General features: G+C 66.9%; 19 protein-coding genes. 9 read left to right on the plus strand and 10 right to left on the minus strand.

The features are described from left to right. The 4 genes from Q0S71_RS06150 to rsmB form a co-directional block, all read right to left on the minus strand. A partial coding sequence (locus Q0S71_RS06150; protein ID WP_295992906.1) for a response regulator occupies window positions 1-438 on the minus strand: 438 nt, incomplete at its 3' end. Window positions 439-549: 111 nt separating this feature from the next. Then, window positions 550-2,838, minus strand: a complete 2,289-nt coding sequence (locus Q0S71_RS06155) for an ATP-binding protein (RefSeq protein ID WP_295992912.1) — start codon at window positions 2,836-2,838, stop codon at window positions 550-552. Continuing rightward, window positions 2,839-3,411, minus strand: a complete 573-nt coding sequence (locus Q0S71_RS06160) for a DUF4390 domain-containing protein (RefSeq protein WP_295992915.1) — start codon at window positions 3,409-3,411, stop codon at window positions 2,839-2,841. Window positions 3,412-3,460: 49 nt separating this feature from the next. After that, entirely contained in the window at window positions 3,461-4,876 is a 1,416-nt protein-coding gene (gene rsmB, locus Q0S71_RS06165; RefSeq protein WP_295992919.1) for a 16S rRNA (cytosine(967)-C(5))-methyltransferase RsmB, read from the minus strand. Between the two features lie 404 nt (window positions 4,877-5,280). On the opposite strand from rsmB, the gene argS reads away from it, so the two are divergent. Genes argS through Q0S71_RS06200 form a run of 7 tightly spaced genes read left to right on the plus strand, consistent with a single transcriptional unit; the run spans window position 5,281 to window position 11,511 of the window. After that, a complete protein-coding gene (gene argS, locus Q0S71_RS06170; protein WP_295992922.1) occupies window positions 5,281-6,990 on the plus strand; it encodes an arginine--tRNA ligase in 1,710 nt (569 codons plus the stop codon). Window positions 6,991-7,021: 31 nt separating this feature from the next. After that, window positions 7,022-7,729, plus strand: a complete 708-nt coding sequence (locus Q0S71_RS06175) for an SPOR domain-containing protein (protein WP_295992925.1) — start codon at window positions 7,022-7,024, stop codon at window positions 7,727-7,729. Window positions 7,730-7,745: 16 nt separating this feature from the next. Continuing rightward, the gene (locus Q0S71_RS06180; protein WP_295992928.1) at window positions 7,746-8,420 is read left to right on the plus strand and encodes a thiol:disulfide interchange protein DsbA/DsbL; all 675 of its coding nucleotides are present in this window, start codon (window positions 7,746-7,748) and stop codon (window positions 8,418-8,420) included. A 2-nt stretch (window positions 8,421-8,422) separates the two neighbouring features. Further along, window positions 8,423-9,217, plus strand: coding sequence for an SDR family oxidoreductase (locus Q0S71_RS06185; RefSeq protein WP_295992931.1), 795 nt, complete (start codon window positions 8,423-8,425; stop codon window positions 9,215-9,217). Further along, window positions 9,214-10,059, plus strand: a complete 846-nt coding sequence (locus Q0S71_RS06190; RefSeq protein ID WP_295992933.1) for a biotin--[acetyl-CoA-carboxylase] ligase — start codon at window positions 9,214-9,216, stop codon at window positions 10,057-10,059. The genes Q0S71_RS06185 and Q0S71_RS06190 overlap by 4 nt, the downstream gene beginning before the upstream one ends. Further along, window positions 10,056-10,814: a type III pantothenate kinase gene (locus Q0S71_RS06195; RefSeq protein ID WP_295992935.1), complete on the plus strand. Its 759-nt coding sequence runs from the start codon at window positions 10,056-10,058 to the stop codon at window positions 10,812-10,814. The genes Q0S71_RS06190 and Q0S71_RS06195 overlap by 4 nt, the downstream gene beginning before the upstream one ends. A 16-nt stretch (window positions 10,815-10,830) precedes the next feature. Beyond that, window positions 10,831-11,511, plus strand: a complete 681-nt coding sequence (locus Q0S71_RS06200) for an SPOR domain-containing protein (protein ID WP_295992937.1) — start codon at window positions 10,831-10,833, stop codon at window positions 11,509-11,511. A 27-nt stretch (window positions 11,512-11,538) separates the two neighbouring features. Here Q0S71_RS06200 and Q0S71_RS06205 read toward each other — a convergent pair whose 3' ends face one another. The 6 genes from Q0S71_RS06205 to Q0S71_RS06230 all read right to left on the minus strand — a co-directional run bounded on the left by Q0S71_RS06205 (window position 11,539) and on the right by Q0S71_RS06230 (window position 18,832). Beyond that, the gene (locus tag Q0S71_RS06205) at window positions 11,539-12,819 is read right to left on the minus strand and encodes a septal ring lytic transglycosylase RlpA family protein (RefSeq protein ID WP_295992939.1); all 1,281 of its coding nucleotides are present in this window, start codon (window positions 12,817-12,819) and stop codon (window positions 11,539-11,541) included. After that, window positions 12,819-13,931 carry a rod shape-determining protein RodA gene (rodA, locus tag Q0S71_RS06210; RefSeq protein WP_295992941.1) on the minus strand — a complete coding sequence of 371 codons (1,113 nt, stop codon included), beginning with the start codon at window positions 13,929-13,931 and terminating at the stop codon, window positions 12,819-12,821. Before rodA ends, Q0S71_RS06205 begins: the two co-directional genes overlap by 1 nt. 9 nt (window positions 13,932-13,940) lie before the next feature. Then, window positions 13,941-16,091 (minus strand): penicillin-binding protein 2, encoded by a 2,151-nt coding sequence (gene mrdA / locus Q0S71_RS06215; protein ID WP_295992944.1) that lies wholly within the window; start codon window positions 16,089-16,091, stop codon window positions 13,941-13,943. A 53-nt stretch (window positions 16,092-16,144) separates the two neighbouring features. Continuing rightward, window positions 16,145-16,657: a rod shape-determining protein MreD gene (gene mreD, locus Q0S71_RS06220; protein WP_295992947.1), complete on the minus strand. Its 513-nt coding sequence runs from the start codon at window positions 16,655-16,657 to the stop codon at window positions 16,145-16,147. Beyond that, complete coding sequence (gene mreC / locus Q0S71_RS06225; RefSeq protein ID WP_295992950.1) at window positions 16,654-17,685, minus strand: rod shape-determining protein MreC; 1,032 nt, start codon at window positions 17,683-17,685, stop codon at window positions 16,654-16,656. The genes mreD and mreC overlap by 4 nt, the downstream gene beginning before the upstream one ends. A 103-nt stretch (window positions 17,686-17,788) precedes the next feature. Then, window positions 17,789-18,832, minus strand: coding sequence for a rod shape-determining protein (locus Q0S71_RS06230; protein WP_008445008.1), 1,044 nt, complete (start codon window positions 18,830-18,832; stop codon window positions 17,789-17,791). Between Q0S71_RS06230 and Q0S71_RS06235 the strand changes: the two genes are divergently transcribed. After that, entirely contained in the window at window positions 18,831-19,106 is a 276-nt protein-coding gene (locus tag Q0S71_RS06235; RefSeq protein ID WP_295992962.1) for a hypothetical protein, read from the plus strand. The genes Q0S71_RS06230 and Q0S71_RS06235 overlap by 2 nt on opposite strands. 40 nt (window positions 19,107-19,146) lie before the next feature. Continuing rightward, window positions 19,147-19,449, plus strand: coding sequence for an Asp-tRNA(Asn)/Glu-tRNA(Gln) amidotransferase subunit GatC (gene gatC, locus Q0S71_RS06240; RefSeq protein ID WP_295992963.1), 303 nt, complete (start codon window positions 19,147-19,149; stop codon window positions 19,447-19,449). The last annotated feature ends 130 nt before the right edge of the window (window positions 19,450-19,579 follow it).

A 19,579-nucleotide genomic window follows, 5' to 3' on the forward strand; every position in this document is an offset into this window, starting at 1 on the left:
GGCGTGGTTTTCCTCAGCCTGGGGCGGGCTCAAAGGCCGCACCGGCGCGGCCACCGGCGCGCGCGCTGCCTCCTGCGCCCGTGTCAACCCCTGCTGCACGGCCTTGAGCAGCTTTTGCAAGGCGATCGGTTTTTCCAGGAAATTGAGCGCGCCGATGCGGGTCGCCTCGACCGCCGTGTCGATGGTGGCGTGGCCCGACATCATGATGACGGGCATCGTCAGCAAGCCGTCGCGCTGCCATTCCTTGAGCAGGGTGACGCCATCGGTGTCCGGCATCCAGATGTCGAGCAGCACCAGATCGGGCGCCCCGCCGGCGCGCGCCTCGCGCGCCTGCTGCGCATTCTCGGCCAGTTGTATCGCGTGTCCCTCGTCGCTCAGGATTTCAGAGAGCAACTCACGGATACCCATTTCATCGTCCACTACCAGAATGTTAGCCATCTATCCCTACCTTCCTCACTACGCCGTAGTCGCCGGCTTTATTTTAATGTGCCGGGCTTTGAGTATCGCACCCGGCAATGATTTTTTTAGTTTGAAACGTTTATTTTAATATTACATAGCCGGTGCTAACTTTAACAGCAAAATCAGGACCGACGCGCCACTTCTATCGACATGGTTCTGGATATCGATCCGTCCCCCGTGTTCATCGATAATTTTTTTCACCATCGCCAAGCCCAGGCCGGTGCCGCGCGCCTTCGACGTCACATACGGCTCGAAGGCCCGCGCCAGGATTTTCGGCGCGAAACCGGCGCCGTTGTCGCTGATGGCCAGCCGCACCGCCGTGCGGGTGCCGCCGTCGGCGCTCTGATAATGGATGGCCTCGGTGACCACGTCGATGCGCGGCGCGGCCGCACCCTCGGCCTGGTCCGCCATCGCATCCTGGGCGTTTTGCAGCAGATTGTGTATCACCTGGCGCAGCTGGGTGGCGTCGCCCATCACCAGCGGCAGCCGGGCCGCCAGCGCCGGGTGGAAAATCTCGTCGCCGCTGCCCAGGTAGAGGTGCAAAATCTCCTCGATCAGGGCGTTCAAGTCCAGCGGTTCGAGCACGGCCGGCGGCGTCTTGGCGTAGTCGCGGAAATCGTCGACCATGCGCTTCATCGCCGCCACCTGGTTGACGATGGTGGCCGTGCCGCGGTTGAGCAATTCCATGTCGGCCGGCGCCAGCTTGCCCTCGAGCTTCATTTGCAGGCGCTCGGCCGACAGCTGGATGGGCGTGAGCGGATTCTTGATTTCGTGGGCCAGCCGGCGCGCCACCTCGCCCCAGGCGATCGAGCGCTGGGCCGAGATCACGTCCGAGATATCGTCGAACACCACCAGGTAGCCGTTGCCGCCGTCGACCGGCAGGCGCGAGCCGCGCGTGAGCAGCGTCAAGTCGTTGTCTTCGCTGCTGCCGGGGCGGCGCGGAATTTCGATCTGGCGCTGCCAGTGCAGGCGCTGCAAATTGCGGCCGGCCGCCGACTGCGCGCTCTGGGCCGAAAACGCGGCCACGATGGCGGCGCCGAATTCCTGCAAGCCCTCCACCTCCTGCAAGGGCAGGCCTATCATCGTCACGCCGGCCTGCAGCAGGATGCGCTCGACCGAATCGTTGCAGGTGAGCAGGCGGAATTCGCCGTCGAGCACCATCACGCCGGCCGACATATTGGCCAGCACCGATTCCAGGTGGGCCTTGGCGTTTTGCAGGGCGGCGCCGTTGCGCTCGACCGAGCTGCGCGCCTCCGACAGCTGGCGCGTCATGGTGTTGAACGATTGCGTCAGCGTGCCCAGCTCGTCGGAGGTGGCGACGATGGGGCGCGGCGACAGGTCGCCCTCGGCCACGGCGCGCGTGCCCTCGGCCAGCAGCAGCAGCGGCTGGGCCAGGTCGTTGGCGATCAGGAAGGCGGCCGCCACGGCGCCGAACACGGCCAGCAGCAGCGTCAGCGTCAGCGTCACGATATACATCTTGCGCAGGCCGACCCGCGCCACGAAGCGCTCCTGGTAGCCGCTGTAGGCGCTGCGGATGGTCTCGCCGTTGCTGGCCAGCTGGGCCGGCGCCAGCTGGATCAGCTGCAAAAAGCGCGGCGCCAGATGGGTGCCGTTGGGCCGCACCGGGTCGGGGATGGCGATCAGCACGCGCAGCCGCAGGCTGGCCGCTTCCGGCGGCGCGTAGGGCGCGGCCGGCGCGCCAGCGATGTCGTTGTTGACTTCGCTGCCGCCCTCGGCCGCGCCGTACAAGTCCTCGGTCTTGGCCTTGGCCAGCATGGTGGGCGTCGGCAGGTCGGCGCTGAGGTTGCCGCCCTGCTTGCCGCGGGCGCTGACGATCAAGCCGCCGTAGCCGTCGACGATCATCGCGTTCTGCATGCCGGCCTGCTGCGCCACCAGTTGCGCCAGCTGGGCCGGCTCGGTGCCGTAGGGTTGTTCGGCCAGCTGCTGCACGCCGCGCCGCGCCGTCGAGGTCAGCTCCACCAGCGCCGCGTCGAGGCCGGCGCGCCCCAGGGTCAAGCCCGATTCGAGCGCCTCCTCGACGTGGACGTTGAACCAGGAATCGATGGAGTGCGACACGAACTGCACCGACACCATGAAGATGACGAGGCCGGGCAGCACGCCGATGCCGGCGAACAGCATCACCAGCCGCATCATCAGGCGCGAGCCGAATTTGCCGCTCTTGAAGCGCACGTAGAGCCGGAACAGCGACACGCTGACCAGCACCAGCAGCGCCACAGCGACGGCCGCGTTCAGGCCCAGCAGCCAGGAATAGTGGCGGTCGAAGAAGCTGGAATTGTCGGATGCCGAGGCCAGCAGGAACAGCAGGATACTGACGATGGCGCCGCCGACGACGAGGACATACCGCAACGCCGTCTTCACCTATTCCGCCTTATAGGAGAACGACTTTTTTTCAGACGCCAGGCGCCACTCCGCGTTGTTGAAGGCGTTCACCTGGATCGGCTTGGGCAGGTAGTCGGGATCGAGCAGCATGCGCAGCGTGACGCTGTAGCTTTCGCCGACCTTGAGCGCGCCGCGCGGCGCCACCACCCAGCGGCTGGGCCGGCGGATCAGGAACAGGGCCTCGTCGAGCGTGGGGAAGGTCTGTCGCACGCTGCCGACGATGGTCACATAATATTCGCGAGTGAGCAGGTTGAATTGCAGGCGCGCGGTCTGGTGCGCGACGATGGCTTTCTCGTCGAACCAGTACCAGCGCGGCCGCGTGAATTCGACCTGGGTGGTGAAGTACAGCGGCACGCCATGCTGGACGGCGTCGGTGAGGCCGTGATTGAGGTCGAAATCGTAGACGGCGGCCAGGCGGTAACCCTCGTCGGCGGCCTCGATGTAGGCGCGGCGGATGTCGACGACATCGGCCGCGCGCGCCGCCTGCGGCAGCGCGCAGGCCAGCATCACCAGCAACTGGCAGGCCAGTAGTCGAAAAAATCGTCGTGTCACGTGGGGGCCGGTGCTCAATAAATCCGTCAAAAAAAGACAGCCAAAACGATTACGCATTGCTCTGCGCGGTTTTCTCGAATAGCGCGTAATACAAACCATCGTGATCCCGCTCGCCCGCGGACACCGGCAGCAGCTGGCCCGGCGCAGGCAGCCGCACGGCGTTGTGCCGCACGGCGAACGCGGCGGCTTGCGCCTCCGATTCCTGCGGCCACAGGGAACATGTCACGAATAGCAATTTACCATTCGGCCGCAGCATCTGCCAAAGGTTGTCGAGAATTTTGGCCGAAAGTGTTGCAAGTTGGAGAGCGTCGCCCTTGCGCCGCAGCCAGCGGATATCGGGGTGGCGCCGCACGATGCCGGACGCCGTGCACGGCACGTCGGCCAGGATGCGGTCGAACTGCTGGCCGTCCCACCACCCGGCCGATTGGGCGTCGGCCGCCGTCAGCGTGGCCGTCAGTCGCAGGCGGTCGAGGTTTTCGCCGACGCGCTGCAAGCGCTTGGCGTCGGCGTCGAGCGCCGTCACGGCGACGTCGGCCAGCTCCAGGATGTGGCAGGTCTTGCCGCCGGGGGCGGCGCAGGCGTCGAGCACGCGCATGCCGTGGTGCACGTCGAGCAGCGGCGCGGCCAGCTGGGCGCCGGCGTCCTGCACCGACACCACGCCGTCGGCGAAGCCGGGGATCAGCGCCACGCCGATGGCCTTGGTCAGCCGCACCGCGTACGGTCCGACCTGGGCGGCGGCGATGCCGGCCTGCTCCAGCGTGGCCAGATATTCCGCGACGGTGGCCTTGCGGGCGTTGACGCGCAGGGTCAGCGGCGGCGCCATGTCGCCGGCCGTCAGGATTTGTTCCCACTGCTGCGGCCAGGCCGCGCGCGCCGCGTCTATCCACCACTGCGGATAATTCCATTTGGCCGGCGGCTGCAACAGCGCCGTCGCCAGCAAGTCCGCGCGTTCGCGCTGGAAGCGGCGCAGCAGGGCGTTGACCATGCCCTTGGCGCGCGCCGTGTCCGGGTGGGCGTCGGCCGCCGTCACGGTCTGGTCGACGACGGTGAATTCCTCATAGGGCGCGGTGGCGTCGGGCGCGGTCAGCAGCGCCAGCGCGCAGGCCAGCAGGGCCGCCACCAGCGGCTCCGGCGCCTTGGGCGCCATCAGGGCGATCAGGGCCTCGCTCTGGCCCAGCTGGCGCATGCAGCGGTAGGCGATGTCCTGGATCGCGCCGCGCGCCTGCGGCTGGGCGTCGAGCCGCGTGAAGACCTGGGCCAGCGCCTGCGGCAGCGCGGTGCCGGTGCGCACCTGGGCCACGGCCTGGGCCGCGCCGAGCAGGCAGAAGGCCAGCGCATCGGCTTTCAGGCCCGTCTTGAAACTGGTCTGCGGCGCCGGCTTCAGGTCGCGCGCATGGCTGGCGCGCAGCTTCGGTTTGGCGGCGGGAGCGGCAGTGTTCAATTTCAGCGTCGGGCGCTTGTCCATAATGTGATTCCAGTGTGTGGGCGCCTGCGGTACACGGCGGGCGCGAGCGCGCAGTATACAGTAGTGGCAGAGGCTAGCGTCATCCGGCGACGGTGGGCGGCGAGGAAATGTCGCAGTGCGGCGCGCGGGGCGCCGATAACGCCGTCCGCCGCGGCCGTGACGCCGGCAAAAACGCGGGCCTGGGCGCGGTGGCGCGGCGCCGGGGTCGGACCGCGCCGCTGTCGCTGCCCATCGGGGTCCGCCCCCGATCATCGCCGGCTTCAGCGGCCGTCGCAAACGATACGCGCCCAGACCTGACCGGCCCCCGGCAAACCAGTATAATTACCGCTGTTTGGCCGGCCCTTGCCGCCGGCCGTTTTCGCTTTCCGATGTTTTACTCGCGCGGCCCGGCCGCCCTCTCGCACATGCTCGCCCAACAAAAACAAGAAATCATCGCCCTGTTCCAGGCCGCCCTGACGCCCATCCTGGCCGCCAGCGGCGTCAGCGCCAACGTCGTGCTCGAGCGTCCGCGCGACCCGGCCCACGGCGACGTCGCCTGCAACATCGCCATGCAGCTGGCCAAACAGCTGAAAATGAATCCGCGCGAACTGGCCACCCAGGTGGTCGCCGCCGTGCTGGCCAACCCGGCCGGCAAGGACTTGATCGCGTCGGCCGACATCGCCGGCCCCGGCTTCATCAACCTGCGCGTCACCGACGCCGCCAAGCAGGCCGTGGTCAAGGCCGTGCTGGCCCAGGGCGCCGCCTACGGCCGCGGCGACGCCGGCGTCGGCAAGCAAGTCATCATCGAATTCGTCTCGGCCAATCCCACCGGACCGCTGCACGTGGGCCACGGCCGCCAGGGCGCGCTGGGCGACGCCCTGTCCTCGCTGTTCGACGCGCAAGGCTACAAAGTCACCCGCGAGTTTTATTACAACGACGCCGGGGTCCAGATCCAGACCCTGGCCACGTCGGTGCAGGCGCGCGCGCGCGGCGTCAAGCCGGGCGACGCCGGCTGGCCCGAGTCGGCCTACAACGGCGACTACATCCAGGACATCGCCGACGATTTCCTCGCCAAGAAAACCGTCTCCGCCAGCGACGGCGCGCCGGCCACCGCGTCGGGCGACGTCGACGACATCGAGTCGATCCGCGCCTTCGCCGTGACCTACCTGCGCAACGAGCAGGACATGGACCTGCAGGCCTTCGGCGTCAAGTTCGACAACTACTACCTCGAATCGTCGCTGTACGCGGACGGCAAGGTCAACGCCGCCGTCGAGCTGCTGAACCACTCCGGCAAGACCTATGAACTTGATGGCGCGCTGTGGCTGCGCACCACCGAATTCGGTGACGACAAAGACCGCGTGATGCGCAAGACCGACGGCAGCTACACCTACTTCGTGCCGGATGTGGCCTACCACATCGTCAAGTTCCAGCGCGGCTACGTCCAGGCCATCAACGTCCAGGGTTCCGACCACCACGGCACCATCGCGCGCGTGCGCGCCGGCCTGCAGGCGGTCGACGTCGGCGTGCCGCAGGGCTATCCCGACTACGTGCTGCACAAGATGGTCACCGTGATGAAGGACGGCGAAGAGGTCAAGATCTCCAAGCGCGCCGGCTCCTACGTCACGGTGCGCGACCTGATCGAATGGTCGGGCGGTGGCGACATCACCAAGGGCCGCGACGCCGTGCGCTTCTTCCTCATCTCGCGCAAGGCCGACACCGAATTCGTGTTCGACGTCGACGTCGCGCTGAAAAACTCGGACGAGAATCCGGTCTATTACGTGCAGTACGCGCACGCCCGCATCTGCCGCATGCTGGAACAGGCCGGCGGCGCCAACGCGGACCTCGACGGCGTCGACCTGTCGCCCTTGACGGCGCCGACCGAAGCGACGCTGCTCGCCACCCTGGCCGCCTATCCGGAAACGCTGGCGCGGGCCCAGGCCGAACTGGGGCCGCACCAGATCGCGTTCTACCTGCGCGAACTGGCCGCCAATCTGCACAGCTTCTATTTCGCCGAGCGCGTGCTGGTCGACGACGCGCGACTCAAGCGCGCGCGCGTGGCGCTGATGGTCGCCACCCGCCAGGTGCTGCGCAACGGCCTGGCCCTGATCGGCGTTTCGGCGCCCGACAAAATGTAATGCAATGTAATTGCGAAGGACGTCCCGCACAATGAATTTCCGCTTCCGCAGCACCGGCCGCCAGCAAGGCAATACGCTGATCGGCATCGTCATCGGCCTGGTCATCGGCCTCGGCATCGCCGTCGTCGTGGCGCTGGCCATCACCAAGGGCGCGACGCCGTTCACCGACAAGGGCAAGGCCGGCAAGCTGGCCGACCCGACGCCGGGCCAGGTGGCCGATCCGAACAAGCCCATGTACGGCAACAAGGACGCGGCCCACGAGGCGGCCAAGGATTTTGAGGCGAAAGCGGCCGCCAAGGCGGCGCCGTCGACGGCCGCCGCGCCACCGGCCGCCGCGCCGGCACCGGCGCCCGACCCCTTGCAGCAAGTGGTCAACAAGATCAACGCCACCGACGCGCCGGTCGCCGTCCGGGCGCCGGCCAGCAAGCCGCCGTCCGCCAGCAACGTCGTGCCGGCGCCGGCCGCCAACGTCGCGCCGAAAGCGGCCGATGCGGGCGACGACAAATTTGTCTATTATCTGCAGGCCGGCGCCTTCCGCGAAGTGGCCGACGCCGAAAGCGCGCGCGCCAGGCTGGCGCTGCTCGGCTTCGAGGCCTCGGTGTCGGACCGCACGACCGACACCGGCGTGCTGCACCGGGTCCGCATGGGCCCTTACAACCAGGTCGAAGCGATGAACAGGGTAAGAAGCAAGCTGTCGGAAAACGGCGTCGACGTCGCCGTCGTGCGCAATCAAAAATAACCGTAACGGAGTAACGATGAATTTTCTGAAATACGTTTTGAGCGCCTTGACCCTGAGCGCCGTCGCCTTGAGCGCGTCGGCCTCCCCCGCCGATCCGAAAACCGGCGTCGAGTACCGCACGCTGGCGGCGCCGCAGCCGACCGAGTCCGGCAAAAAAATCGAAGTCACCGAATTCTTCGCCTACTACTGCCCGCATTGCTACGCCTTCGAGCCGGCGCTGGAAGCGTGGGTCAAGAAACAGGGCGACACCATCGTCTTCAAGCGCGTCCACGTGCCGTATAACGACTCGGTGCTGCCGCAGCAAAAACTGTTCTACACGCTCGACGCCATGGGCCTGTTGACCGACAAGCTGCACATGACGATCTTCGAGGAGATGCACCTGCGGCACAACCGCCTGGACCGCGACACCGCCGTCTTCGACTTCGTCGGCAAGCAGGGCATCGACGTCGCCAAGTTCACCGACGCCTACCGCTCGCTGGGCGTGGCCGCCCGTCAGCGCAAGGGCAACGCCATGTTCGCCGAATATAAGGTCGACAGCTGGCCGATGCTGGCCGTCGACGGCCGTTACCTGACGTCGCCTTCCATGGCCGACGAAGCTGCCAAGAGCGCCACCACCGAAGCGCAGCTGCACGCCGAAGTGCTGCAGGTGATGGACCATCTGGTCGCCAAAGCCAAAGCGGAAAAGAAGTAAACATGCCAACCGGCGCGCCGAACGCGCAGCGCGTTTTCATCACCGGCGCCTCCAGCGGCATCGGCGCCGCCCTGGCCCTGCGCTATGCGGCGCAGGGCGCCATCGTCGGCCTGCTGGGCCGGCGCGGCGAGGCCCTGGAGCGGCTGCGCGCCGGTTGCGCCCAACCTGAGCGGCACCGCTGCTACGTCGCCGACGTCAGCGACGCCGCCGCCGTGGCCATGGCCGCCCAGCAGTTCCTGGAGCACGCCGGCGGCATCGACGTCGTCATCGCCAGCGCCGGCGTTTCCGTCGGCACGCTGACCGAATACGGGCAGGACGTGCCGGTCATCGTCGACATCTTCAACGTCAATGTGCTCGGCACCGTCTTCACCTTCGCCCCCTTCATAAACGCCATGAAAAACCAGCGCACGCCGGCGCGGCTGGTCGGCATCGGCAGCGTGGCCGGCATCCGCGGCCTGCCCGGCGCCGAAGCGTACAGCGCGTCGAAGTCCGCCGTCATCACCTACTGCGAATCGCTGCGGCTGGAATTGAAACGGCACGGCATCGCCGTCGTTACCCTCTGCCCCGGCTACATCGACACGCCGATGACGCGCGCGAACGCTTACCGCATGCCCTTCCTGATGGCGCCCGAGCGCTTCGCCGACGCCGCGCTGCGCAAGATCGCCGCCGGCAACAGGTACGCCGTGATCCCGTGGCAGATGGGCGTGGTCGCCAAATTCCTGCGGCTGCTGCCGAACGCCGCCTACGACGGCCTGTTCGCCAACGCGCCGCAAAAAAAACGCCGGGTCCAGGCATGAGCGCCGGCTCGAACAAGGAAGCAGTAAATAGCGCACCGGCGACCGCATCGGCCTCCTTGCCGACATTGTCGGGCGGCGCCATCGCGGCCGGCTGCGCCGCCAGCGCCAGCCACGTCGCCATCGAAGTGGTGGCCGAAACCGGCTCCACCAACGCCGACCTGCTGGCCCGCGTCGACACCCTGGCCGGCCCCGTGCTGCTGATCGCCGAAGCGCAAACGGCCGGCCGCGGCCGCGCCGGCCGCACCTGGCATTCGACGCCCGGCGCCACGCTGACGTTCTCGCTGGCGTGGCGCTTCAAAGGTCCGCTGCAACGCATCGCCGGCCTGCCGCTGGCCGTCGGCGTGGCGCTGGCCGAAACCCTGCACGCCCTCAGCGTGCCGGTGCAGCTGAAGTGGCCCAACGACCTGCTGCGCGACGGTAAAAAACTCGGCGGCATCCTCGTCGAGACCCAGCAATCGGCCGGCGGCGAGCTGTGGGCGGTGATCGGCGCCGGCATCAACCTGGTCATGCCCGACGAGCTGGAAGCGCAGATCGGCCGAGCCGTCGCCGCCGCGCCGTGGCTGGCGCAGATGGACCGCAACGCGCTGATGGCGGCCTTGTTGAGCCGCCTCGCCGCCGTGCTGGCCGAATTCGACGACACCGGCTTCGCCGCCTTCAGCGGGCGCTGGAACCGGCTGCACGCGTGGCAGGGACAGCCGGTCTGCATCGTCGACCACGGCGCCACGCTGCACAGCGGCCGCGCCGCCGGCGTCGACGACAGCGGCCGTTTACAACTCGACACCGACGCCGGCCGCGTCCACATTTTATCGGGCGACGTGTCGCTGCGGCGGGTGGACCCATGATCCTGCTGATAGACGCCGGCAACACCCGCATCAAATGGGCCCTGTTGCAGCCTGGCGCGCCGCTAGGCGCGTGGAGCGCGTCGGGCGCCGTCCGCCACGCCGACCTGGCGCAACTGCCGCAGGCGTGGGACGCCTCGCTGGGCGGACGGCCGATCACGCGCGCGCTGCTGTCGAACGTCGCCGGCTCCGCGCTGCGGGCGCGTTTGCAACTGATTTTGCCGGCCGCGCTGCCGGCCGAAGCGGTCGGTTGGTTCGCCTCGGTGGCGCGGCTGGCCGGCGTCAGCAACGGCTACCGCACGCCGTCGCAACTGGGCTGCGACCGTTTCGCCGGCGCCATCGCCGCGCACGCGCTGGCGCCCGGCCACGCCGTTATCGTCGCCAACTGCGGCACCGCCACCACCATCGACGCGCTGACGCCGGACGGCGTCTTCGTCGGCGGCATGATCCTGCCGGGACTGAACCTGATGACGGCCGCGCTGGCGCGCAACACGGCGCAACTGCCGCAGTTGCCGCACATGAGCCAGGACGGGCCGCAGCGGGCCGGCTTCGCCGACAACACCGACGACGCCATCGCCAACGGCTGCCTGGCCGCGCAGGCCGGCGCCATCGAACGGGCCTACGCGCTGCATGGCGCGGAAGCCTGCCTGATGACCGGCGGCGCGGCGGCGGCCGTCGCGGCGGTGCTGAAGATTCCCTACCGCCTGGTCGATAATATGGTGCTGATCGGCTTACATGCCGCCATCGGCGAGCTCTGACAACCGTGGACACATTGTGCTGAAATTTATCTTCTGGACGCTGCTGGCCGCCAACGCCGCGCTGTACGCTTATGGACAAGGCTATCTGGGCCACTTCAGCGGCAACGAGCGCGAACCGGCACGCCTGCAACACCAGCTCAACGCCGACAAGCTGGCCTTGATCGCGGCGCCCAAGGCCGGCGCCGCCGTGGCGTCGGCGCTGGCGGCGGTCGTGAAACCAGCCGCGCCGGCCGCCGCGGCCTGCCTCGAAATCGGCAACTTCGTGCTGGCCGACGCGCTGCGCTTTGAGAACCAGGTCGGGCCGCTGAACCTGGGCGACCGCCAGTCGCGCCACAACCTGCCGGGCACCGAGATATCGAGCTATATCGTTTATATTCCTTCGCAGGGCAGCAAGGACGGCGCCGACAAAAAAGCCGGCGAGCTCAAACAACTGGGTGTGAGCAACTACTTCATCATGAACGACAACCCGGCCATGCGCTGGGGGATTTCGCTGGGCGTGTTCAAGACCGAGGCAGCGGCGCAGAATGAGCTGGCGGCGCTGGTCAAGCAGGGCGTGCACAGCGCCCGCGTGGCGCCGCGCCTGAGCGGCAGCAAGCTGCTGGCCTATCAGTTCCGCGACGTCGACGGCGACACCCGCGCCAAGCTCGAAAAAATCCAGCTCGGATACGCCAGCACCGAAACCCACGTCTGCAAATAGACGGCGCCGTGGCAGCCGGATCAAAAACTAGCGCTGGATAACGATAGGTTTCAGGTTCAGCGACGACGGCAAGCCTTGCGCCGCCTGGGTCGCTTCCTGGCGGCTTGCGAACGGACCGCCGAACAAACGCAACACGGGACCGCTCTGCACCACTTCCAGCGTGCTGAAATTGTTCGTCGTCTGCGCGACCTTGACGCGCGCCGCTTCCGCATTCTCGGCCCGCGAATAAGCGCCCAGCTGCAAATAATATCCACTCTTGAGCGCCGGAGCATCGCCGGCCGCCACCGGCAATGGCAGCGCAACGCCGGCCGCCGCAGCCTCGCCGGGCGAACGCGCGGCCAGCATCAGCGCGTCGACATCGGCGCTGGCAGCGGCCGGCGGCGCGCTCACCGGCACTCGTGGTGCCGGCATGGTCGCCGCTTCGGCCACGGTGGTCGCCGCCGCCAACGTTGATACCGGCGCGTACGCGGGCGCCGGCATGACCGCCGCCGGCGACAGCGCCCCCAAACCCAGCCCCGTTTTCGGCACCGCGCGCGGCGCCAGCACCAGCGGCTGCACCGACAGCGTCGACTGCGGCGTCGTCAGCTGCGTGCGCACCGGCGCGGCGGCGCGGGCCGCGATGATGCGCTCCGCTTCATCGGGCAGGATGCGGTCGATCTTCAGTTCGTGGCTGCCCTTGCTGAGCAAGCCCAGTTTCAGCGCCGCCGTGTACGACACGTCGATCGCGCGGCTCGAATGGAACGGCCCCCGGTCGTTGATGCGCACGATCACCTGCGCGCCGCTGATTAAATTGGTCAGCCGCGCATACGATGGAATCGGCAGCGTCGGATGCGCCGCCGTCATCTTGTACATATCGTACAGCTCACCGGACGAGGTGCGCTGGCCGTGGAATTTTTTACCGTACCAGCTGCCGATGCCGATCTCCGAATAGGGCTGGTTGCCCGTCAGCGGCGTGTAGGTTTTTCCAAACACGACGTAGGGCCGGTTGGAGCGCGGCAGCAGCGGATCGTTGCGCACTTCGGCGTCCGGCACGGAGAGCAGATTGGGCGGCGGAGAGTCGCCGGGACCATCGTCCTGATAATAACCGCCGCGTCCCGAACCGGCTGCCGGCAAGGCGGGCACGCCCGGCTCGGCACGCGGCTGCGCGCCGGCCGCGGGCGCCGGCGCGGTAGGCCGCGTTTGCGGCGCGGGCGACAACTTGGGCGCCGTGCCGCAGCCGGCCAGCGCCAGCATCGCCAGCAGCAGTGCGCCTTGCGCCAACGGCGCCGCGCGATGCGGCCATGCCTGCTCCATCCGATGGGCGCGCATCAGGTCTGCACCAGTTTGCGGTGGCGCTGGATGCTCATCAGGATGCCGCCGCCCAGGCCCAGCGTCAGCAAGGCCGTGCCGCCGTAGCTCATGAACGGCAGCGGCACGCCGACCACCGGCACGATGCCGCTGACCATGCCCATGTTGACGAAGGCGTAGGTGAAGTAAATCATCGTGACGGCGCCGGCCAGCAGGCGCGTGAAGAAGTTCGGCGCGCCGGCGGCGATCATCAGGCCGCGACCGATCAGCAGCAGGTACAGCAGCATCAGCACGAGATTGCCGGCCAGGCCGAACTCCTCGGAAAAGACGGCGAAAATAAAATCGGTGGTGCGCTCGGGGATGAATTCCAGGTGGGCCTGGGTGCCGTGGGTCCAGCCCTTGCCGGTGATGCCGCCCGAGCCGACGGCGATGGTCGACTGGATGATGTGGAAGCCCTTGCCCAGCGGGTCGGTCGAGGGGTCGATCAGCGTCATCACCCGCTCGCGCTGGTAGGTGTGCATCATGGTCCACACCACCGGCAGGCTGGCGCCGATCAGCACCACCAGCGCCGCCAGCGCTTTCCACGACAGGCCGGCCAGGAAGATCACGCAAAAACCGGCCATGATGACCAGCAGCGCGGTGCCGAGGTCGGGCTGCTTGGCGATCAGCCCGACGGGAATCGCCAGCAGCACGGCGGCGATCAGGTAGGAATGCCACGTCAGGTGGCCGGCGCGCTGCTGGAAGAACCAGGCCAGCATCAGCGGCATGGCGATCTTCATGAACTCGGACGGCTGGATGTCGATGCCGATGTGCAGCCAGCGCCGCGCGCCCAGCTTGACGGTGCCGAACAGCGCCACCGCCACCAGCAGCGCCACCGCCAGCACATAGGCCGGCACGGCGATGCGCATCATCATCTGCGGCGTGATGTTGGCCACCACCCACATGACGAAGAAGCACATGGCGATATTGCGCAGCTGGTCGTCGACCTTGCCGGGGATGCCGATGCTGGCCGAGTACAGCGTCACCAGGCCGACCGTCAGCAGGGCCAGGATAATCAATGTCAGCGGGCCGTCGAACACGGTGAAGTAGGGACGCATGCGGCGCCACAGCGACCGCCTTTCGTTGATACGCATATGCGCTCCTTATTGTTTTTTGCGCTCGGGCGCGGCCGCCGGCGGCGTCACGGCCGGCGCGGCCGGCGCCGGTGCGGTCGGTACCGGCTTGACCGGCGCCTGCCGGGTCGGCGCGGTCGGGATCAGCGGCACGGCGGCCGGCGCGGGCGGTGTGCCTGGTTTGCCCGGTGCCGCAGGTACCGCCGGTGCCGCCGGCGCGCGGCCGGCCTGGTCGACGGCGGCGGCTTCCTCGTCGCTGCCCGGTTCATCGATAGGCGCTTGGGCTTCGGCGTCGTCGGTCGGCATCTTGGCGGTGGCCTTCACTTCCGGCCGTTTGCCGAGCAGGTAGTAATCGAGCACCTTGCGCGCGATCGGCGCGGCGATCTCGCCGCCCCAGCCGGCGTTTTCAACCACCATCGCCAGCACGATGCGCGGCTTGTCGGCCGGCGCGAAGGCGGTGAAGAGGGCGTTGTCGCGCAGGCGCTCGGGCGTGCGCGCGGAGTTGTATTTTTCGTTGGCCTTGATGCCGACGATCTGCGCGGTGCCGGTCTTGCCGCCGACGGTGTAGCCGGCGTTGGCGAAGGCGCGGTAGGCCGTGCCTCCCGGTTCGCTGGCCACGCCGACCATCGCGCTGCGTATGAAGTCGATGTTTTCCTGCTTCAGCGGGATGCGGTAGCTCTCGGTCGGCACCGTCAGCGTGCGCGCCCGGGTGACGCCGTTTTCGACGATCTTGACCAGGTGCGGCTTCATCACCACGCCGTCGTTGGCGAGGTTGGCCACCGCGTGCGCGATCTGCAAGGGCGTGTACGAGTTGAAGCCGGAGCCGTTGCTGACGGAGATGGTGTCGCCGCCGACCCAGCGTCCGGCCGCGCCCTTGAAGCGCGCGCGCTTCCATTCCTGCGACGGCAGCACGCCGGTCTTTTCGCCATCGAGGTCGATGCCGGTGACCTGGCCGAAGCCGAAGGGCTTCATGAAGTCATGGATCGCATCGATGCCCATGTCCTTGCCCAGCATGTAGTAGTAGGTGTTGCAGGAGACGACGATGGACTTGCGCAGGTCGACCGTGCCGTGGCCGTTGCGGATGTCGTCGTTGAAGCGGTGGCCGCCCAGCATGAAGAAACCGGGATCGTAGATGGCCTGGCTGGGCGTGCGCTTGCCCAGTTCCAGCGCGGCCAGCGCCATGAAGGGCTTGAAGGTGGAGCCGGGCGTGTAGGTGCCCGACAGCGGACGGTTGACCATCGGCCGGTCCAGCGAACCATTCAAGTCGTTCCAGCTCTGGGCGTCGATGCCGTCGACGAACAGGTTGGGGTCGTAGCCCGGTTTCGACACATAGGCCAGCACGTCGCCGGTGGCCGGCTCGATCGCCACCAGCGCGCCGCGCCAGTCGCCGAAGGCTTCCTCGGCCACCTTCTGCAATTCGATGTCGACCGACAGGATCAGGTTGTTGCCCGGCGCGGCCGGGGTGCGCGACAGCGTGCGCACGGCGCGCCCGCCGGCCGACACTTCCACCTCCTCGTAGCCGGTGGTGCCGTGCAGCTGCTTCTCGTAGCTTTTTTCCAGGCCCTCCTTGCCGATATGGTCGGTGCCGCTGTAGTTGGCGGCGTCCTCGCCGTCTTCGAGCACTTTCGCCTCGCCCTGGTTGATGCGGCCGATGAAGCCGATCACGTGCGACGCCGTTTCGCCGAGCGGATACTGGCGGAACAAGCGGGCCTGGATTTCCACGCCGGGAAAGCGGAAGCGCTGCGCCGTGAAGCGCGCCACCTCCTCGTCGGTCAAGCGGGTGCGCAGCGGCACGCTCTCGAAATTCTTGGTTTCCTCGAGCAGCTTCTTGAAGCGCTTGCGGTCCTTGATTTCGATGGCGACCAGGTGCGACAGTTCGTCTATAGTTTCGTCCAGCGTGGCATTGAGCTTGGACGGCGTCACCTCCAGCGTGTAGGCCGAGTAGTTGCGCGCCAGGACCACGCCGTTGCGGTCCAAAATCAGGCCGCGGTTCGGCACGATGGGCACGACGGCGATGCGGTTGTCCTCGGCCTGCGCCGCGTAGTCGCTGTGCTTGACGATTTGCAGCCACACAAAGCGCGCCAGCAGCAGCGCAAAGCACAGGAACACCATGCCGCCCAGCGCCGTCAGGCGCAGGCGGAACAAATGCAGTTCGCGTTCGGTGTTCTTCAGTTCTGTCATGCCGGGGACTCTGGGCTACGTGATGCGGATGAAAGTGCGTGCGGCGTATCGCGTCAGATCGGCCGGGTGTGGTCGCGGTCGACGGCGCGCCGCTGCGGCGCCAGCAGCAGCCAGCTCGCCAGCGGCCACAGAAGCACGGCGACCGCGCTTTCGATGAAGTAGAACCAGCCGGGGAATTTGCCGGAGACGATGAAGCGCACCGCCATCTGCACCGACTGCGCCATCACCAGCAGCGGGAACACGTGCATGGCCTGCGTCAGCATCGAGAACCACAGCACGCGCCGGTGCAGCATGATGGCGAAATAGGACAGCAGCGTGTAGGCCAGCGCGTTCTCGCCCAGCAGCGTGGCGTCGTGCACGTCCATCAGCAGGCCGAGGAAAAACGCGGTGCCGATGCCGACCTTGCGCGGCTGGTGCACGCCCCAGAACACCAGCACCAGGGCGACGAAATCGGGCGCGCCGATGAAATGGCCCCACGGCAGCAGGTTCAGTGAAAACGCGCAGAACAGGCTGAAGCCGATGAACAGCGGGCTCACTGGCAGCAGGATATAGTGCGGACGGCTCATCGCGCGGTCTCTTTCGGTTTGGCGGCGGCCGGGGTCGCGGGAGTGGCGGCAGGGCTGACGGCGGCCGGCGCTGCGGCGGCGCCGGGAACGGCGGCCGCAGGTACGCCATCTTTGCCGGGCTCCTTGATCGGCGCCATTTTGCCGATGTGTTTTTTCAGCGCGCGCGTTTCTTCCTCGGGCGGACGTGGCGGCAGGTCCGGCGTCGACATCAGGATCAGCAGCTGGGTGTTGTTGGCGATGCCGGCCAGCGGCTGGCAGGTGACGCCGCCGAAGGCGCCGCCGGCGTTGTTGTCGACCTGCGTCACGCGGGCCACCGCGAGGCCGGCCGGATACACGCCATCGAGGCCGGAGGTGACGACGATGTCGTTGACCTGGATGTCGGCGTTGGGCGCCGTGAAGCGCAGTTCCAGCGCGCCCGATTTGCCGCGTCCATAAGCGACGCTGCGCAAGCCGTTGCGCAGCAGCTGCACGGGGATGGCCTGTTCCTTGTCGGTCAACAGCGTCACTTCCGACGTGAAGGGGAACACGCGGGTGACCTGGCCGACCACGCCCAGGTTGTCGATCACCGGCAGGCCCAGCGTGACGCCGGCCTGGGTGCCGCGGTCGAGAATGATTTTGCGGCTGTTGACGTCGCGCGCGTCGTACAGCACCTCGGCCAGCATGGACTTGACCGGTATGTGTTCGCGCGCGTCCATCAGCTTGCGCAGGTGGTTGTTTTCGACGGCGCTCAATTGGGCCTGTTGCAGGGTCTGCGACGAGGCGATCTGCTGGCGCTTCAATTCGCGCACCTGCTTTTCCAGCGCCGACACGGACGAAAAATAATCGCCGACGCCGCCGATGGCGTCGCGCGGCAGCAGCAGCGCCATTTGCAGCGGATACAGCACGGTGCCGGCGACCTGGCGCAGCACCGGCAGCGATTTCATGCGCGAGTCGGCCAGCAGCAGGCCGATCGAGATGCAGGCGAACACCATCATCTTGACCCGCGCCGAGGCGCCTTGTTTGAAAAGTGGCGGAGGACTGTATTCCATGACTTCCAATAATCCGGGCCCGCGGGGTAGCGGCGGGCGCCTGGCACCTCATCCAAAATCGCAGCGGGGCCGCTTTTGGCGGCCCCGTGTTGTCAGCGTTCGATCACTCGTAGGAGAAGATCGATCCCAGCTGGTCCATCCGTTCCAGCGCCATGCCGGAACCGCGCACCACGCAGGTCAGCGGGTCCTCGGCCACCAGCACCGGCAGGCCGGTTTCCTCCATCAGCAGGCGATCGAGGTCGCGCAGCAGCGCGCCGCCGCCGGTCAGCATCATGCCTTTTTCGGCGATGTCGGCGCCCAGTTCGGGCGGGGTCTGTTCGAGCGCGTTCTTGACGGCCGAGACGATGTTGTTGAGCGGGTCGGTCAGCGCTTCGAGGATTTCGTTGGACGAAATGGTGAACGAGCGCGGGATGCCTTCGGACAGGTTGCGGCCCTTGACTTCCATTTCCTTCACTTCCGAACCGGGGAAGGCCGAACCGATGGCCTTCTTGATCGCTTCGGCGGTCTGCTCGCCGATCAGCATGCCGTAGTTGCGGCGGATGTAGTTGACGATGGCTTCATCGAACTTGTCGCCGCCGACGCGCACGGAACCCTTGTAGACCATGCCGCCGAGCGAGATGATGCCCACTTCGGTGGTGCCGCCGCCGATGTCGACGACCATCGAGCCGGTGGCGTCGGACACCGGCAGGCCGGCGCCGATGGCGGCGGCCATCGGTTCTTCGATCAGGTAGACCTGCGAGGCGCCGGCGCCGAGCGCCGATTCGCGGATCGCGCGGCGCTCCACCTGGGTCGAGCCGCACGGCACGCAGATGATGATGCGCGGCGATGGGCGGAAGAATTTGGAGTCGTGCACCATGCGGATGAATTGCTTGAGCATTTGCTCGGTGACGGTGAAGTCGGCGATGACGCCGTCCTTCATCGGGCGGATCGCCTCGATGTTGCCGGGCACTTTGCCCAGCATCTGCTTGGCTTCCTTGCCGACGGCCTGGATCGTCTTCTTGCCGTTCGGGCCGCCTTCCTGGCGGATCGCGACCACCGATGGCTCATCCAGGACGATGCCCTGGCCGCGTACATAAATCAAAGTGTTGGCCGTGCCCAGATCGATGGCCAGATCGGTGGAGATATACCTGCGTAAAAAACCAAACATGAGTGTCCTGTGGCGCTTTCAAAAAAAACGCATAAGCCGTTATAGGGGTAGCCTGGCGGGCGCCGTCGGGCGCGCACGCTGCCTGTTCAGACGCGGCGGCAGCAATCATTCAGCGCCGGCAACGCATCAACCCGCCATTCTACCTTATAATTTGAATGCTATTTACCGAAAATCCACGCTAAAGTGCGGCTCGGCAGGCGGTGAATTGCGCGGCAATCGGGAACTTTTGCCAGCGTTTAGCCAGAACTTCAAGTTTTATCAAACCTATAATTAAACATTGCGCGGACCACCCGCGCTCCTACGCCATAAACGCCATGTCCCTGACCCTATCCGACGTAAAACGCATCGCCCACCTGGCCCAACTCGACATGAGCGAGGAGCAGTCCGCGACCGCGCTGGACCAGCTGAACGGCATCTTCGCGCTGGCCGAGCAGATGCGGGCGGTCGACACCGACGGCGTCGCGCCGCTCAGCCACCCGCTGGCCGCCCACATGAACAACATCGCGCTGCGCCTGCGCGAGGACGTCGCCCGCGAGCCGAATCGCCGCGAGGACTATCAGGCCGTGGCGCCGGCCACGCAGGACGGCCTGTATCTGGTGCCGAAGGTGATCGAGTGATTTTTTAATATCGCTCTCACCTCCTCCGTCGAACCGCATCCAGAATTCATAGAAACGCCATGCACACAAAATCCATCAAAGAGTTGTCGGCTCTGCTGCAAAGCAAAGCGATTTCCGCCACCGAACTGGC

Source organism: Rugamonas sp. (genome assembly GCF_025354735.1).
Lineage (GTDB): Bacteria > Pseudomonadota > Gammaproteobacteria > Burkholderiales > Burkholderiaceae_D > Rugamonas.

What these genes read in the sequence shown, in the direction of transcription:
- mreC (WP_295992950.1), bottom strand. Translation starts at nt 17,685, where the DNA reads ATGGAATACAGTCCTCCGCCACTTTTCAAACAAGGCGCCTCGGCGCGG.
- argS (WP_295992922.1), top strand. Translation starts at nt 5,281, where the DNA reads ATGCTCGCCCAACAAAAACAAGAAATCATCGCCCTGTTCCAGGCCGCC.
- Q0S71_RS06230 (WP_008445008.1), bottom strand. Translation starts at nt 18,832, where the DNA reads ATGTTTGGTTTTTTACGCAGGTATATCTCCACCGATCTGGCCATCGAT.
- Q0S71_RS06190 (WP_295992933.1), top strand. Translation starts at nt 9,214, where the DNA reads ATGAGCGCCGGCTCGAACAAGGAAGCAGTAAATAGCGCACCGGCGACC.
- Q0S71_RS06235 (WP_295992962.1), top strand. Translation starts at nt 18,831, where the DNA reads ATGAGTGTCCTGTGGCGCTTTCAAAAAAAACGCATAAGCCGTTATAGG.
- mrdA (WP_295992944.1), bottom strand. Translation starts at nt 16,091, where the DNA reads ATGACAGAACTGAAGAACACCGAACGCGAACTGCATTTGTTCCGCCTG.
- Q0S71_RS06205 (WP_295992939.1), bottom strand. Translation starts at nt 12,819, where the DNA reads ATGCGCGCCCATCGGATGGAGCAGGCATGGCCGCATCGCGCGGCGCCG.
- gatC (WP_295992963.1), top strand. Translation starts at nt 19,147, where the DNA reads ATGTCCCTGACCCTATCCGACGTAAAACGCATCGCCCACCTGGCCCAA.
- Q0S71_RS06175 (WP_295992925.1), top strand. Translation starts at nt 7,022, where the DNA reads ATGAATTTCCGCTTCCGCAGCACCGGCCGCCAGCAAGGCAATACGCTG.
- mreD (WP_295992947.1), bottom strand. Translation starts at nt 16,657, where the DNA reads ATGAGCCGTCCGCACTATATCCTGCTGCCAGTGAGCCCGCTGTTCATC.
- rsmB (WP_295992919.1), bottom strand. Translation starts at nt 4,876, where the DNA reads ATGGACAAGCGCCCGACGCTGAAATTGAACACTGCCGCTCCCGCCGCC.
- Q0S71_RS06180 (WP_295992928.1), top strand. Translation starts at nt 7,746, where the DNA reads ATGAATTTTCTGAAATACGTTTTGAGCGCCTTGACCCTGAGCGCCGTC.
- Q0S71_RS06185 (WP_295992931.1), top strand. Translation starts at nt 8,423, where the DNA reads ATGCCAACCGGCGCGCCGAACGCGCAGCGCGTTTTCATCACCGGCGCC.
- Q0S71_RS06195 (WP_295992935.1), top strand. Translation starts at nt 10,056, where the DNA reads ATGATCCTGCTGATAGACGCCGGCAACACCCGCATCAAATGGGCCCTG.
- rodA (WP_295992941.1), bottom strand. Translation starts at nt 13,931, where the DNA reads ATGCGTATCAACGAAAGGCGGTCGCTGTGGCGCCGCATGCGTCCCTAC.